The sequence below is a fragment of the Bradyrhizobium sp. USDA 4341 genome (assembly GCF_054063755.1).
In genome coordinates, this window is sequence record NZ_JBSSGO010000002.1 from 2,374,812 (window position 1) to 2,389,498 (window position 14,687).

13 protein-coding genes are annotated in these 14,687 nt (G+C 64.4%); 9 read left to right on the forward strand and 4 right to left on the reverse strand.

Annotated elements, in window-relative coordinates; genetic code table 11:
• Positions 1 to 7: 7 nt before the first annotated feature.
• The 7 genes from ACVIGB_RS17325 (at position 8) to ACVIGB_RS17355 (ending at position 7,423) form a co-directional block, all read left to right on the forward strand.
• A complete protein-coding gene (locus tag ACVIGB_RS17325; RefSeq protein WP_456721710.1) occupies positions 8 to 1,798 on the forward strand; it encodes a thioredoxin domain-containing protein in 1,791 nt (596 codons plus the stop codon).
• A 323-nt stretch (positions 1,799 to 2,121) separates the two neighbouring features.
• A complete protein-coding gene (bufA2, locus tag ACVIGB_RS17330) occupies positions 2,122 to 2,385 on the forward strand; it encodes a BufA2 family periplasmic bufferin-type metallophore (protein ID WP_342727657.1) in 264 nt (87 codons plus the stop codon).
• Positions 2,386 to 2,569: 184 nt separating this feature from the next.
• Positions 2,570 to 2,827 carry a BufA2 family periplasmic bufferin-type metallophore gene (gene bufA2, locus ACVIGB_RS17335; RefSeq protein ID WP_021077200.1) on the forward strand — a complete coding sequence of 86 codons (258 nt, stop codon included), beginning with the start codon at positions 2,570 to 2,572 and terminating at the stop codon, positions 2,825 to 2,827.
• A gap of 101 nt (positions 2,828 to 2,928) precedes the next feature.
• Entirely contained in the window at positions 2,929 to 3,828 is a 900-nt protein-coding gene (gene bufB / locus ACVIGB_RS17340) for an MNIO family bufferin maturase (protein WP_456721709.1), read from the forward strand.
• Positions 3,825 to 4,610, forward strand: coding sequence for an HvfC/BufC family peptide modification chaperone (locus tag ACVIGB_RS17345; RefSeq protein ID WP_456721708.1), 786 nt, complete (start codon positions 3,825 to 3,827; stop codon positions 4,608 to 4,610). Before bufB ends, ACVIGB_RS17345 begins: the two co-directional genes overlap by 4 nt.
• A 19-nt stretch (positions 4,611 to 4,629) precedes the next feature.
• Positions 4,630 to 5,619 carry a hypothetical protein gene (locus tag ACVIGB_RS17350; RefSeq protein ID WP_456721707.1) on the forward strand — a complete coding sequence of 330 codons (990 nt, stop codon included), beginning with the start codon at positions 4,630 to 4,632 and terminating at the stop codon, positions 5,617 to 5,619.
• 97 nt (positions 5,620 to 5,716) lie between these two features.
• A complete protein-coding gene (locus tag ACVIGB_RS17355; RefSeq protein WP_456721706.1) occupies positions 5,717 to 7,423 on the forward strand; it encodes a SulP family inorganic anion transporter in 1,707 nt (568 codons plus the stop codon).
• 102 nt (positions 7,424 to 7,525) lie between these two features.
• Here ACVIGB_RS17355 and ACVIGB_RS17360 read toward each other — a convergent pair whose 3' ends face one another.
• The 3 genes from ACVIGB_RS17360 to ACVIGB_RS17370 all read right to left on the reverse strand — a co-directional run bounded on the left by ACVIGB_RS17360 (position 7,526) and on the right by ACVIGB_RS17370 (position 10,942).
• The gene (locus ACVIGB_RS17360; RefSeq protein WP_092115887.1) at positions 7,526 to 8,839 is read right to left on the reverse strand and encodes an adenylate/guanylate cyclase domain-containing protein; all 1,314 of its coding nucleotides are present in this window, start codon (positions 8,837 to 8,839) and stop codon (positions 7,526 to 7,528) included.
• A 259-nt stretch (positions 8,840 to 9,098) separates the two neighbouring features.
• Positions 9,099 to 9,485 (reverse strand): hypothetical protein, encoded by a 387-nt coding sequence (locus tag ACVIGB_RS17365; RefSeq protein WP_456721705.1) that lies wholly within the window; start codon positions 9,483 to 9,485, stop codon positions 9,099 to 9,101.
• A 32-nt stretch (positions 9,486 to 9,517) separates the two neighbouring features.
• Entirely contained in the window at positions 9,518 to 10,942 is a 1,425-nt protein-coding gene (locus ACVIGB_RS17370) for an FAD-binding oxidoreductase (protein ID WP_456721704.1), read from the reverse strand.
• A gap of 160 nt (positions 10,943 to 11,102) precedes the next feature.
• Here ACVIGB_RS17370 and ACVIGB_RS17375 point away from each other — a divergent pair, with 160 nt between their 5' ends.
• Positions 11,103 to 11,591 carry a thioesterase family protein gene (locus tag ACVIGB_RS17375; RefSeq protein WP_092115890.1) on the forward strand — a complete coding sequence of 163 codons (489 nt, stop codon included), beginning with the start codon at positions 11,103 to 11,105 and terminating at the stop codon, positions 11,589 to 11,591.
• 28 nt (positions 11,592 to 11,619) lie between these two features.
• Here ACVIGB_RS17375 and ACVIGB_RS17380 read toward each other — a convergent pair whose 3' ends face one another.
• Positions 11,620 to 11,793, reverse strand: a complete 174-nt coding sequence (locus tag ACVIGB_RS17380; RefSeq protein ID WP_212310518.1) for a DUF1328 domain-containing protein — start codon at positions 11,791 to 11,793, stop codon at positions 11,620 to 11,622.
• A 293-nt stretch (positions 11,794 to 12,086) separates the two neighbouring features.
• Here ACVIGB_RS17380 and ACVIGB_RS17385 point away from each other — a divergent pair, with 293 nt between their 5' ends.
• Positions 12,087 to 14,666, forward strand: a complete 2,580-nt coding sequence (locus ACVIGB_RS17385) for an ATP-dependent helicase (RefSeq protein ID WP_456721703.1) — start codon at positions 12,087 to 12,089, stop codon at positions 14,664 to 14,666.
• Positions 14,667 to 14,687 lie beyond the last annotated feature (21 nt).

Genomic DNA, 14,687 nt, shown 5'->3' on the forward strand with positions numbered 1-14,687 from the left:
GCGCGCCATGAGATTTGTCCGCAGCATCGCAGTTCTCATGGCGTTGAGCGCGCAGCCCTCGCTTGCGGTGGACGCCCCGGCATGGACCGGCTGGAGCCACGATTTGTTCGCGCGCGCCACGACCGAGCAGCGCTTCGTCATCCTCGATCTCGAGGCGGTGTGGTGCCACTGGTGCCACGTGATGGAGAAGACGACCTACGCCGACCCCAGGGTGCAGGAGCTGCTCGCGGCGAAATATCTCCCGGTCCGCGTCGACCAGGACGCCAATCCGGATCTCTCGAGCCGCTACGGCGACTGGGGCTGGCCTGCGACCATCGTGTTCGCGCCCGACGGCAGCGAGATCGCCAAGATCAGGGGCTATATCGAGCCGGAGCGGATGCAGGCCCTGCTCAAGGCCATCATCGACGATCCCTCGCCGGGCCCGTCGGTCGGCGAGGCGTTCGAGATCAAGCCCGCCATTTCGGCCTTCATCGGCAAGGCGCAACGCACTGAGCTGACCAGGACGTTCGATGAATCCTACGACGACAAGCTCGGCGGCTGGGGCGAGAACCAGAAATATATCGACGCCGACAGCCTCGACCTTGCGATCAGCCGGACCGAAGCCGGTGACGCGACGGCAACACGGCGCGCGAGGCAGACGCTCGATGCCGCGGTCGCGCTGATCGATCCGGTGTGGGGCGGCGTGTTCCAGTATTCCGAGGCCGGCTCCTGGAGCCATCCGCATTTCGAGAAGATCATCTCGTTCCAGTCGCAATATCTGCGGCAGTATAGCCAGGCCTATGCGCAGTGGAAGGAGGCGAAATATCTCGCGGCCGCACGCGATGTCGAGCGCTACCTCACGGATGTCCTGCTGGGCCCCGACGGCGCCTTCTATGTCAGCCAGGATGCCGACCTCGATCACGACGTCGACGGCCACGCCTATTATGCGCTTGATGATGCCGCGCGCCGCAAGCTCGGCCTGCCTCGCATCGACAACAACCTCTATGCACGCGAGAACGGCTGGGCAATCTCAGGCCTCGTGGCCTATTACGACGCGAGCGCCGATCCCAAGGCGCTCGCGATCGCCGAGCGCGCGGCGAAATGGGTGCTCGCCAATCGCGCGCTGCCGGACGGCGGCTTCCGCCATGGCGACAAGGATCGCGGCGGCCCCTTCCTCGGCGACACCGTCGCGATGGGACAGGCCCTGCTCGATCTCTACGCCGCGACCGGCAATCGCGACTGGCTGACGTCGGCGGTGCGAGCCGGCGACTTCGCCGCGACGTTCCGCGACGACGCCGGCGGCTTCCTCACCTCGAAGACGCCGGAAGGACAAGCCGGCGTGTTCGCGAGGCCCGCCAAGCTGATCGACGACCAGATCCAGATCGCGCGCTTCATGAACATGCTCAATCGCTATACCGGCAGCGACGGCACCCGTGAACTGGCGGCGCATGCGATGCGCTACCTCGGTGCGGCTTCGAGCGAGATGCCGCGGCCGATGCCCGGCGTGCTGCTCGCCGATGAGGAACTGGCCACCGAGCCGACGCATGTCACGATCGTCGGACACAAGGACGACACGCGCGCGCAGCGCCTGCACGCGATCGCCCGCGTCCTGCCGGCCCGCTACAAGCGGCTCGAATGGCTCGACCTGCGCGAGGGCAGATTGCCCAACCCGGACGTCGACTATCCCGACCTCGGCGAGCCCGCGGCCTTTGCCTGCAGCAACCGCATCTGCTCGTTCCCGGCGTTCAGCGCCGAGGAATTGCAGGCGAACGTGGCGCAGATGGCGAAGCTGAAACCGGCGCGCGCCGCGCAAAACTGATTAAAATGCAGACTGTGCAACGCAGCAAACCGGTTCGGCTCGGCGCAATGAAATACTCTTTTGCCCACGGTGTTTGACATGGACCGGGCATCAGACCCGGACCAAACAAAATTTTCCTTTGAAGCGCTGTAACCAAATCGCCTGATGCCCCGTAGCTGATCTTGGACGAGCACTCAAATCGCGGGAAGCACCGCGCCACGGACGCCCCTGCGATCTGATTGCTCTCCGAACGTCCATCCGTTGTGCGGTCCGGGATCGAACGATCGTCGGATGCTCACGGCGCCACATTTATTGCTTTTAGACAAATCACCGAGGAGATCGTCATGAAGTTGAGTTCGAAGTCCGGCGCAACGCTCGCCGTCGCTGCGGCCACCCTGTTCCTCGCCGGCTCCGTGGTTTCGACCACCTCGACGCCCGCCAATGCCGCCACGGGCAAGTGCATGGCCGGCAATGCCTGCAAGGGCCAGAGCGCCTGCAAGGGCGGCGCCAATTCCTGCAAGGGCCTGAACGCCTGCAAGGGCACCGGCTTCTCGCTGAGCTCGGAAAAGCAGTGCAACGCGATGGGCGGCAAGTTCGTCAAGGGCTGATCGCATCGTCCCAAGAAGGCCCGGCGACGGCGCCGGGCCTTTTCACGCCAAGGCCCGGATAAATGATCCCAGCATTGGTAACCAAAGCGGACCATATCCGTAGCTATCTTTGGGTGCAGCCTTCGGCCAACTCACGCGGCTTGCGGGCGGCGCACCTTCAACCATCTAGCACAAGGAGACGCTCATGAAGCTTACAACCAAGTCCGGTGCCACACTCGCCGCTGCCGCCGCCACGCTTTTCCTGGCCGGAGCCGTGGTGTCGACGCAGTCCTACGCTGCGAGCGAAGGCAAATGCGTTGGTGCCAATGCCTGCAAGGGCCAGAGCGCCTGCAAGGGCGGCAATCACGCTTGCAAAGGTCAGAATGCCTGCAAGGGTCAGGGCTTTGCGGAGATGACGAAGGCCGACTGCACCGCGGCGAAGGGCAAGTTCAAGGCCGGGTGAACGGATCAGACCGAGCGGGGCCCGGTGTAGGCCGGGCCTCGTTTCCATGATAGTTTTGAAGTTGGGCGCCGCGATCCCGGCGCCAGAAGCGCGGAGCCGCCATGAACGTTGCGAGCCGATCACCGGACAAGTCGGTGCTCGCAGAGCGCCCGCTGCAATCGGCCAAGCCTCCGTTCCTGGGCTTCGGCCTCGGCCTGCGCGCCCAGCACTACGACGAGATCCTGAACGGAAATCCGCCGATCGACTGGTTCGAGGTGATCAGCGAGAACTACATGCTGCCGGGCGGCCAGCCGCTGCGGATCCTCGACCGGATCTGCGCGCGCTATCCCGTGGTGATGCACGGCGTCTCGCTGTCGATCGCCTCCACCGCGCCGCCGAATTTCGACTATCTGCAAGGCCTGAAGGACCTCGCAACGCGCGTGCAGCCGAAATGGCTGTCGGACCATCTGTGCTGGACCGGCGTGCACGGCAAGAACCTGCACGATCTGCTGCCGATCCCCTACACGCAGGAGGCGCTCGATCACGTCGTGCGCCGGGTGCAACTGGTGCAGGATTTCCTCGGCCGCGCCATCGTGCTCGAGAATGTCTCGACCTATGTGCAGTTCAACAATTCCGAGATGACGGAGTGGGAATTCCTCTCCGAGCTGTCGCGCCGCTCCGGCTGCTGGCTGCTGTTCGACATCAACAATGTCTATGTCAGCGCCTTCAACCACGGCTACGATCCGATGGCCTTCCTCAACGGCATTCCACCCGATCGCGTGGTGCAATTCCACATGGCGGGCCACAGCCATATGGGCACGCACATCATCGATACGCACGACCATCCGGTGTGCGAGGATGTCTGGGACCTCTATGTCGCGGCCTTGAAGCGGTTCGGACGCGTCTCGACCATGATCGAGCGCGACGACAACATCCCGCCGCTCGACGAATTGCTGCGCGAGGTCGAGCGCACCCGCGAGATCGCCGGGCAGGTGCTGCCCGCGGGCGTGCCGGCGGCATGAGCGACTTCGCGCGCCAGCAGAGCGAGTTTCAGCACGCCATCCTCAGCGGCGACGACGGCATCCTGACCGAAATCCTCGACAGCCCCAGGGAGACGCGCGCGACGCTGTTCGGCGTCTATCGCCATGCCTACGGCTCGCGGCTGGTCGAGGCGATGCGTAACGACCACGAACTGCTGCACGGTTATCTCGGCGACGAGATGTTCGACGAGATGGGCCATGCCTACGTCAAGGCACGGCCGTCCGAGCATCCGAACCTGCGCTGGTTCTCGCAAGGATTGCCGGATTTCCTGAAGGCCACCGCCCCTTACAGCAACCATCCGGTGCTCGCCGACCTCGCCGCGCTGGAGAAGGCGTTGAACGACGCTTTCGACGCCGGTGAAGGCGCCGTGCTGGCGCTGGAGGCGATGGCCGGTTTTGCGCCCGAGGTCTGGAACGAGCTGGTGTTCGAGCCGCATCCGAGCGCTGCGAGGGTCGACCCGTCGACCAATGCCGCAGCGATCTGGATGGCACTGAAGAACGACGAGACGCCGCCCGAGGCGGAGACGCTCGCCGAACCCGCCCGCCTGCTGATCTGGCGCCAGGACACCACGCCGATGTTCCGCGAGCTGCCGACGGAGGAAGCGATGATGTGGGATGAAGCCTCTGACGGCGTTCCGTTCGGCGTGCTCTGCGAGATGCTCGCGACCTATGACAATCCCGACAATGCCGCAGCGCGCGGCGCCGGCTATCTGCATGGCTGGATCACGGCGGGACTTCTGACAGCGGCTTCCGTTCGCGAATAGGGGCGCGCGGCATGACGCGATGAAGAGCATCCCGACATATCGCGTGATCGCCGCCGCGATGCTGGTCGCGGCGATCCTCATCGGCATCGCATCGTGCCACGTCAGGGCGCAGTCCGAGTTCATGCGCGGCGAGGGCATGCCCTACGACGCCTTCGACCGGCTGCCCAAGACCGACCTCGACGTCGCCGGCGCCACCATCCATGTCGGATTCGCACCCGGCGAGATGGCGCTGCCGAAGGAGAAAATATTCGACTGGATCAAGGCGTCCGCCCGCGCGGTCTCGATCTATTACGGCCGGTTTCCCGTCAACTCGTTGCGGCTCTTGATCGTGCCGGTCGACGGTTCGCGCGTGCGCGGCGGCACCACATGGGGCTATCGCGGCGCCGCGATCCGGCTGCCGATCGGCCGCGACGCGGGCGTGGACGATCTCAAGCGCGACTGGGTGATCGTGCACGAGATGGTGCACACCGCCCTGCCCGATCTCGATGACCGCTATGCCTGGCTGTCGGAGGGGCTCGCGGTCTATGTCGAGCCGGTCGCGCGGGTGCAGGCCGGCGACCTCACCGCGCGGGAGATCTGGCTGGCGATGCTGCGCGACATGCCCAAGGGGCTGCCGCAGGCCGGCGACGAGGGCCTCGACAATACCGACACCTGGGGCCGGAAATACTGGGGCGGCGCGATGTTCTGCCTGTTCGCCGATGTCGAGATCCGCAAGCGCACCGGCAACAAATTCGGCTTGCAGGACGCGATGCGCGGCGTGCTCGCCGCCGGCGGCAATCATGAGAGGGACTGGCCGATCGCGCGCGTGCTGTCGACCGCCGACAAGGCGGTCGGCGTCGACGTGCTGACGCGGCTGCACGGCGAATGGGGATCACGGCCTGTGACGCCCGATCTCGCCGGACTGTGGCGCGATCTCGGCGTCAGGCTGCAGGGCGACAGCGTCGAATTCGACGACCGCGCGCCGCTGGCTGATATCCGCAAGGCGATCACCGAAGCGCGCGCGGGATAGCGAACCGCCTTGCTGCTGCACACAGCCCAACTGCGCTGGATTTTGCCGGCGCGATGTCGGACTATTGGCGAATCGCCGCAATCCTCACGGGAGACCGATGGCCGACGTTCATCAGACACGCGCCAACTGGCCGATCTTCCGTTCGCTCAGCGCATTCCGACCGGGCGACTTGCCGGGCGATCTGATCGCCGGGCTGACGCTCGCCGCGATCGCGATCCCCGAGCAGATGGCGACCGCGCGGCTCGGCGGGTTCTCGCCGCAGATCGGCTTCTTCGCCTTCATGGCCGGCTCGCTCGGCTTTGCGATGTTCGGCGCCAACCGCTTCCTGTCCTGCGGCGCCGATTCCACGATCACGCCGATCTTCGCGGCCGGCCTGGCGCTGATGGCAACCGCTGGCTCACCAGACTATCAGTCGCTGGCGATGGCACTGGCGCTGATGGTCGGCGCGATCATGATCGCCGGCGGCCTGTTCAAGCTCGGCTGGATCGCCAATCTGCTGTCGACGCCGGTGACGGTCGGCTTCCTCGCCGGCATTTCCGTCCACATCCTGGTCTCGCAATTACCGGGCGTGCTCGGCCTGACCACGCCGGACGGCCCGACGCTCTACAAGCTCGGCGTCCTCGCCGAGAAGATCGGCCAGACCAATTTCTACACGCTGGCGATCGGCCTCGGCGTGCTGGCGCTGGTTGCCGGATCGGAGAAGATCAGCGCGCGGATTCCGGGCGCGCTGATCGGCCTTGTCGTGGCCACCATCGCTGTGATCGCCGGCCATCTCGAAAGCAACGGCGTCAAGGTGGTCGGCACCGTGCCCGGGTCGCTGCCAACGCCATCGCTTCCGGACATCGCGCCGGAGCGATGGATCAAATTGTTGTCGCTGGCGATCCTGATCGCCATCGTCGTCATGGTGCAGACCGCGGCGACGACGCGCTCGTTTCTATCAGATCCGGACAAGCCGGCCGACGTCGACCGCGACTTCCTCGGCGCCGGTGCCGGCAGCCTGCTCGCCGGCCTGTTCGGCGCCTTCCCCGTCAACGCCAGCCCGCCGCGCACCGGCATCGTCTCGGAGACCGGCGGCCGCACGCAGCTCGCCGGCCTGTTCGCCGCCGCCATCGTGCTCGCGCTGCTGGCGTTCGGTGCGACGCTGCTGCAGCACGTGCCTGATGCGGCGCTCGGCGGCGTCCTGCTGTTCGTGGCGCTGCGCATCATTCGCGTGAAGCAGATCGTCGCGATCTACCGCCAGTCGTTCTACGAATTCCTGCTGGTGGTGGCGACATCAGCCGCGATCATCGTGCTGCCGATCGAGCAAGGCGTCGCCGTCGGCATCGCGCTGTCGCTGCTGCACGGCATCTGGACCACGACGCGCGGCCAGCTGGTGGAATTCGTCCATGTGCCCGGCACCACGATCTGGTGGCCGGCGGGCCCGCACGTCACTGGCGAGCGCAAGCCCGGCATTGCCGTGGTCGGCCTGCAGGCGCCGTTGTCGTTCCTCAACGCGGAAGGTTTTCACAGCGGCGTGCTCAAGACCATCGGCCACGCGACACCCAAACCGAAACTGCTGGTGATCGAAGCCAGCGGCATGATCGAGATCGACTTCACGGCGGCGCAAGCGCTCCGCGACCTGTTTCGCGAGTGTCGCGATGACGGCCTGACGGTGGCCGTGGCGCGGCTCGAATCCTCCCGCGCCCAGGAGGCGTTCGAGCGCTTCGATCTCTACGCCGTCCTGCCGAGGGACCACGTCTTCCACAGCGTCGATGAAGCGGTCCGCACGCTCGGTGGAAAGACCTGGGGCGCCTACTCATCATAAGGCCTTCCCGATACAGGGCAGACGACATCCATTTGGGCCCCGAAATCAGACATCGGCGGCGGACGGAGGAATGTCCACCAAGGGCCCAGTAGGCGACATGACCTACTGAACGACGAACAGCCGCCAGTCTCCGGGTACGCCCTTTAGATTGTGGGCGCCTCGATCTACGAACTCGATCCCTGATCCGGCAACCAAGTCTCTGACCGTGCTTGAAACCAGCACTTCGTCCGATTCCGCCAAGGCGGCGACTCGGGCTGCGATATGTACTGCAATGCCGCCAATATCATCGTCGATGAGTTCACATTCCCCAGTGTGCAATCCGGTGCGGACCTGCAGCCCTAGCGGACGTATCTTCTCGCGCATAGAGCGCGCGCATTTTATAGCCCGTGCCGGTCCGTCAAAGGTGGCAAGCAGGCCATCACCTGCGGTACGCACCTCGTGGCCCCGGAACGCGATCAATTCCTTACGCAACACCGCATAGAAATTGCCGAGCAGCTCGCGCCACCGGGCGTCTCCAACTTCGGCGACACGTTGCGTCGAACTGACAATATCGGTAAACATGATAGTTGCGAGAACCCGGGCAGGCTCGAGATGTCGACGTGAACCGGTTATGAATTCTTCGATCTCGTCGGCGATGATGTCCTGCGTCTCTTGATCGAGCACCATATGATCGGTGCCTGGAATCTCAAGGTATTTTGCACCGGGAATGTGCTCAGCCAAATAGCGGCCGGCTCTGACTGGAACAAGGTCGTCCCCCGCACGATGAAGTATCAGAGTGGGCGTCTGGATGGTCGCTAGCAGATGGCGGACATCGAGTTGGTAATTCGCCTTCATCAAATCCCGGATAGAACCCGGACTCGCTGCTGCTCGCTCAATTCTCGCGAACCATTCCAGGACGGTAGCGTCATCGCGCCGGCTTGGCGCGTTAACACGTATCAAAACCCCTTCTCCCCAGTGCGCGTCCAGTCGACGAAGGGTTTTTCCGTAAGCTTCAGGCGTTACGGCCCAAGGCTCATCCTTAATCGATGCAAAGGTGCCAAATAGTATCAGCGCAGAGGTCCGGGCCGGATAGGTGGCTGCAAACATAAGGCACATAGGACCACCTTCGGACCAACCGTATATGGCTGCACGATCAGAACCGGCCGCATCCATAACGGCGCGCACGTCGCCAATTCGTTCCTCGATAGTCTGTTCGGCGACGCGATCCGAAAGGCCCTGTCCGCGTTTGTCGAAGACGATTACTCTCGCGAAAGTCGTGAGTCTTTTTAGAAGATGCTCATGGCTAGGGACCTCCCACAGCAACTCAACGTGCGAGAGGGTACCCGGTATCAACACAATGTCGCGGGGGCCTTGGCCAAAAATGCGGTACGCGATGGAAACATCACCGCTGCGGGCGTACCTGACTGGGCTATCCATCTCAGCTCCGCTTGGTGAAATATCGGGCAATGCCCTGGGGCTCTTGTCAGCGTCGCTGCCATAATTCGTGCTAGCCAACGTCCAAACGTAGTGACCTATCCAACTATAGCAATGCTTGAAACTGGAGGAAGGTCGGCCAAAGACATGCCGATGGATAAGTATGTGTCCGCTTCGGGATCATTTGCTAACGTTTCCGGCCGGTCCAGACCATGTCTGCTCCCGGACTTATGAGTACATGCTTAGCCGAGGCGGGTCACCGCTACTCCGCCTGCAGCGTAGGATGCTCCTTCAACACCTCGGCCTTGATCGAGCCCGCGTGGATGGCGCGGAACAGCGCCCGGCCCGTCTTGATGTTGTTGGCCTTCATGCAGAGGCCGACGATCTCGCGCACCGCGGAATCCCGCACCAGCTCGTTGGAGATCTTCATCGCGGTCTCCATCGCGACCTTGGCGGCACGCTCGTAGCGATCGCGCTCGATCTGCTGCTTCTCCTGCGAACGCTTGTCGGGCGAAGAGACCGCCTCGGCGCAGCCGGCGGCATCGCGGCAGATCGCACGGATCCTCTGCGCAGCCTCGATGTCGCCGAGCGGCTGCGCGGCGGGATCGTCCCAGATATCCTTCCGCTTGGCCTTGCTGAACCACGACATCGCAACGTCCTGTGGCCGGAATATCCGATTGGTTAAGCCGCAGGAACGATCTTGCCGGGATTGAAAATATTCTGCGGATCGAGCGCCTGCTTCAGCGCCCGCATCGCGTCGAGCGCCTCCGGGCCGAGCTCGGCCTTCAGATATTTCTGCTTGCCCTGGCCGATGCCGTGCTCACCGGTGCAGGTGCCGCCCATCGCCTGCGCCCGTTCGACGAGGCGGTGCATGAACTCCTCGCCGCGCGCCATCTCGTCCTTGTTGTCGACGTCGCAGACCAGCGAGCAGTGGAAATTGCCGTCGCCGACGTGGCCGACGATCGGCGACAGCAGATTGAGCCGCTTCAGATCGTCCTCGGTCTCGGTGACGCAATCGGCAAGCCGCGAGATCGGCACGCAGACGTCGGTTGCGACAACGCCGATGCTGTCGCCGGGGCGCAGCGCCTTGACGGACCAGTAGGCGTCATGCCGGGCCTGCCACAGCTTGGTGCGGTCCTCCGGCTTGGTGGTCCAGGTGAAGTCACCGCCGCCGCACTCAGCGGCGATATCGCGGAAATTCTTCGACTGCTCGGCGACCTCGACCTCGCTGCCGTGGAATTCCAGCAGCAGCAGCGGCGTTTCCGGCAGCGACAGCTTCGAATAGTTGTTGCAGGCCTTCACCTGCGCGGCATTGAGCAGCTCGATCCGCGCAACCGGAATCCCGGTCTGGATCGCGAGGATCGTGGCCTGGCAGGCGCCACGCACCGTCTCGAAGGAACAGGCAGCAGCCGCGATCGTATCGGGAATGCCGCGCAGGCGGATGGTGAGCTCGGAGATGATGCCGAGCGTGCCTTCAGCGCCGATGAACAGATGCGTCAGGTCGTAACCGGCCGACGACTTCTTGGCCCGCGTGCCGGTCGTGATGATCTCGCCGTCGCCGCGCACCACCTTCAGCGCCAGCACGTTCTCGCGCATGGTGCCGTAGCGCACCGCGTTGGTGCCGGAGGCGCGGGTCGAGGTCATGCCGCCGAGCGAGGCATCGGCGCCGGGATCGATCGGGAAGAACAGGCCCTGGTCGCGCAGATGCTCGTTCAGCGCCTTGCGGGTCACACCGGGCTGGATCACGCAGTCGAGGTCCTCGGCATGCACCTCGAGCACCTTGTTCATGTCGCGCAGGTCGATGCAGACGCCGCCCGCCGGCGCGTTGACCTGGCCTTCCAGCGAGGTTCCGGTGCCGAAGGCGATGACGGGCACGCGATTTGCGGCGCAGATCCGCACCACGTCCTGGATGTCGGCGGTTTCCTGCGCCATCACCACCGCATCGGGCGGCTGGGTCGGCAGCCAGGTGGTGGTATGGGCGTGCTGTTCGCGCACGGCTAAAGACGTCACGAGCCGGTTGCCGAACCGGGCCGCCAGCGCGTCGATCGCGCGCTTCAGGGCCTGCGGCTCAGGTCGCGTCAGATTGCTCGAAATCGTTGTCGCCACGTCGAATTTCCTCCCGGCTTTAGCCGACCGTGGCAAAGCTTGTATAAGGGGTCAAGAGAGCCTGACTTGAAAAAGTGGACGCCGGAGTCACAGAAAAGTTCATGCTCGCACGCCAACGAACCGGGGATGGATAATGACTTCAGCGACTGCCACGAGCGAGATGCCACTACCGGCCGCCCCGTTCAAATCTTCCGTGATGCAGATCGAGCCGCAATGGATCGACTATAACGGCCATCTCAACATGGCCTACTACAATGTGATGTTCGACCGCGCCATCGACGAGATGTGGCTGCAGCTCGGCATCGGGCCGGCCTACATGAAGGAGCGGCAGTGCTCGACCTTCACCGCCGAGTGCCATGTCCGGTACTTGCGAGAAATTCATCTCGGCGATCCCGTGCAGGTCTCGGTCTTCCTGCTCGGCGCCGACGAGAAGCGGCTGCACACGTTCGAGGAGCTGCGCCACGCCACCGAGGGCTGGCTTTCCGCGACCTCGGAAAATCTCACGCTGCATATCGACATGGAGGCGCGCAAGGTGGCGCCGTTTCCACCTGACATCCGCACCCGCATTCAGAAGATCGTGGATAGCTATGCGGGTGTGCCGCGGCCCGAGGGCATCGGCCGCAACGTGGCGATGCCCTCGAAGAAATAACCAGCCCTTCGCTAGACCCAGCCTTTCGCTAGACCCTTGTGCGGCCGCGCGCCAATCCGACCACCGCCGACACCAGGAACAGGATGATGGCGATGAAGAAGATCGCCTTGGCGATTTCGATCGAGGCGCCGGCGATGCCGCCGAAGCCCAGAATGCCCGCGATCAGGGCGACTACCAGGAATGTGACGACCCAGCTCAACATGATCAGAACCTCTCGCTTCGTTTCCTTGTTCGATTCCGGACGCGGGCGTTTAGCCGGCGCCGCATTTGTCGAAACAATCCTCCGGGGAAACGCTGGTTCCTGACCGCGAAACCGGGAAATTTTCGCCGATTTCAGGAACCAGGCTGGTTGTGCACTGCTGCCAAAACCGTTCCAGTCAGCCACGATAAACCTGTCAAAACGGCCGGTCAGGCCCTATATGGCCTTCAATCCCTGTTAAGAAGGCTCCCCTTCACCGTCCCACGGTGCCATCGTGGGGCCGAGACGATTCGCCAATGACCGAGCCGAGCAAACTGCCCCATCACGGCGTTCCCGAGCACCAGCCGGTGGCTGGCGGCATCGCCGCGCGTGCGCGGGCGGCGGCGGGCGTTCCGCAATATCTCAACGGCCTCAATCCGGAGCAGCGCGAGGCGGTCGAGACGCTCGACGGTCCCGTGCTGGTGCTTGCCGGCGCCGGCACCGGCAAGACCCGCGTCCTGACCACGCGCATCGCGCATATCCTGAGCCAGGGCCGCGCGCGGCCGCAAGAGATCCTGTCGGTGACCTTCACCAACAAGGCGGCGCGCGAGATGAAGCTGCGGCTCGGCCAGATGCTGGGCCAGGCGGTCGAGGGCATGCCGTGGCTCGGCACCTTCCACTCGATCGGCGGCCGCATCCTGCGCATCCATGCCGAGCTGGTGCAGCTCAAATCCAACTTCACGGTGCTCGACGTCGACGACCAGGTGCGGCTGCTGAAGCAGTTGCTGCAGGCCGAGAACATCGACGACAAGCGCTGGCCGGCGCGGATGCTGGCCGGCCTGATCGACAGCTGGAAGAATCGCGGGCTGTCGCCGTCGCAGGTGCCGGCGGGCGAGGCCGCCTCGTTTGGCAACGGCAAGGGCGGCAAGATCTACGCAACCTATCAGGAGCGGCTGAAGATCCTCAACGCCGCCGATTTCGGCGACCTGCTGCTCGAGAACATCAGGCTGTTCCGCGAAAATCCGGACGTGCTGCGGCAGTACCAGAACCGCTTCAAGTTCATCCTGGTCGACGAGTACCAAGACACCAACGTCGCGCAGTATCTGTGGCTGCGCCTGCTGTCGCAGGCGCCGTCGCGGCCGGGGCGACCTCTTTCCGATGTGATTCCGGGGGTGATCACCTCTCCCGTCATTCCGGGGCATGCCGAAGGCATGAACCCGGAATCTCGAGGTCACGAGGACGCATCTCGAGATTCTGCGCTTTCAGCGCATCCCGGAATGACGGAGAATGCGGCGCCACTGAAAAACATCTGCTGCGTCGGCGACGACGACCAGTCGATCTATGGCTGGCGCGGCGCCGAGGTCGACAACATCCTGCGCTTCGACCACGATTTCCCCGGCGCCAAGGTGATCCGCCTCGAGCGCAACTACCGCTCCACCGGCCACATCCTGGCCGCGGCCTCGCATCTGATCGCGCACAATGAGGGCCGGCTCGGCAAGACGCTGCGCACCGAGGATGTCGACGGCGAGAAGGTCACCGTCACCGGCTCCTGGGATTCGGAAGAGGAGGCGCGCGCGATCGGCGAGGAGCTCGAGGAGCTGCAGCGCACGGGCGAAAACCTCAACGACGTCGCCATCCTGGTCCGTGCCTCGTTCCAGATGCGCGAGTTCGAAGACCGCTTCGTCACGCTCGGCCTGCCCTACCGCGTGATCGGCGGCCCCAGATTCTATGAGCGCGCCGAAATCCGCGATGCACTGGCGTACTTGCGCACCATCAATTCGCCGGCCGACGATCTCGCCTTCGAGCGCATCGTCAACGTGCCGAAACGGGGGCTCGGCGATGCCACCGTGCAGCTGCTGCACGACCACGCCCGCAAGCGCCGCATTCCGCTGTTCGAGGCGGCGCGCGCCGTGGTCGAGACCGACGAGCTGAAGCCGAAGGCGCGTGGGTCGCTGCGCGATCTCGTGATGCAGTTCGGCCGCTGGCGCGCCCAGCGCGAGGTCACCTCGCATACCGAGCTCGCCGAGATCGTGCTCGACGAGAGCGGCTATACCGAGATGTGGCAGAAGGACCGCTCGGCGGACGCCGCGGGCCGGCTGGACAACCTCAAGGAGCTGGTGCGTTCGATGGAGGAATTCGAGAACCTGCAAGGGTTTCTCGAACATATCTCGCTGGTGATGGACCGCGACGGCGAGGCTGGCGACGAAGCCGTGTCGCTGATGACGCTGCATTCGGCCAAGGGCCTCGAATTCGACAACGTGTTCCTGCCGGGCTGGGAGGAAGGCCTGTTCCCGAGCCAGCGCACGCTGGACGAACAGGGTCGCGCCGGGCTCGAGGAGGAGCGCCGCCTCGCCCATGTCGGGCTGACCCGCGCCCGCCGCCGCGCCAAGATCTATTTCGCGACCAACCGCCGCATCCATGGCACCTGGTCGACCACGATCCCGTCGCGATTCCTCGACGAGCTGCCGGCGCACAATGTCGAGATCACCGAATCCAAGGGCGGATCGGGCTGGGGTGGCAGCGGCGGCTATGGCGCCTCCCGCTTCGACAACCTCGAATCATTCGGCTCGAGCTATTCGACCCCGGGCTGGCAGCGCGCCCAGGCCAACCGCAATCGCGGCGGCGGGGGACGCAGCGGCGGAGGCGGCTTCGAGGAGCGGCAGTCGTCCTTTTCCTCCGACAGCTTCAGCCGCACCAAGCGCGGCCCCATGGTGATCGAGGGCGAGCTGGTGGCGAAATCCACCGGCACGACGTCGGAATTTTCACTGGATGACCGGGTGTTTCACCAGAAATTCGGCTATGGCCATGTGGTGAAAGTCGACGGCAACAAACTGACCATCGCCTTCGAAAAGGCCGGCGAGAAGAAGGTGGTCGACAGCTTTGTGGAACGGGCGTGACGTAGCGGCTTTCCTTGGCGG

What these genes read in the sequence shown, in the direction of transcription:
- bufA2 (WP_342727657.1), top strand. Translation starts at nt 2,122, where the DNA reads ATGAAGTTGAGTTCGAAGTCCGGCGCAACGCTCGCCGTCGCTGCGGCC.
- bufA2 (WP_021077200.1), top strand. Translation starts at nt 2,570, where the DNA reads ATGAAGCTTACAACCAAGTCCGGTGCCACACTCGCCGCTGCCGCCGCC.
- bufB (WP_456721709.1), top strand. Translation starts at nt 2,929, where the DNA reads ATGAACGTTGCGAGCCGATCACCGGACAAGTCGGTGCTCGCAGAGCGC.
- ACVIGB_RS17380 (WP_212310518.1), bottom strand. Translation starts at nt 11,793, where the DNA reads ATGTTGAGCTGGGTCGTCACATTCCTGGTAGTCGCCCTGATCGCGGGC.
- ACVIGB_RS17385 (WP_456721703.1), top strand. Translation starts at nt 12,087, where the DNA reads ATGACCGAGCCGAGCAAACTGCCCCATCACGGCGTTCCCGAGCACCAG.
- ACVIGB_RS17350 (WP_456721707.1), top strand. Translation starts at nt 4,630, where the DNA reads ATGAAGAGCATCCCGACATATCGCGTGATCGCCGCCGCGATGCTGGTC.
- ACVIGB_RS17365 (WP_456721705.1), bottom strand. Translation starts at nt 9,485, where the DNA reads ATGTCGTGGTTCAGCAAGGCCAAGCGGAAGGATATCTGGGACGATCCC.
- ACVIGB_RS17345 (WP_456721708.1), top strand. Translation starts at nt 3,825, where the DNA reads ATGAGCGACTTCGCGCGCCAGCAGAGCGAGTTTCAGCACGCCATCCTC.
- ACVIGB_RS17355 (WP_456721706.1), top strand. Translation starts at nt 5,717, where the DNA reads ATGGCCGACGTTCATCAGACACGCGCCAACTGGCCGATCTTCCGTTCG.
- ACVIGB_RS17375 (WP_092115890.1), top strand. Translation starts at nt 11,103, where the DNA reads ATGCCACTACCGGCCGCCCCGTTCAAATCTTCCGTGATGCAGATCGAG.
- ACVIGB_RS17360 (WP_092115887.1), bottom strand. Translation starts at nt 8,839, where the DNA reads ATGGATAGCCCAGTCAGGTACGCCCGCAGCGGTGATGTTTCCATCGCG.
- ACVIGB_RS17325 (WP_456721710.1), top strand. Translation starts at nt 8, where the DNA reads ATGAGATTTGTCCGCAGCATCGCAGTTCTCATGGCGTTGAGCGCGCAG.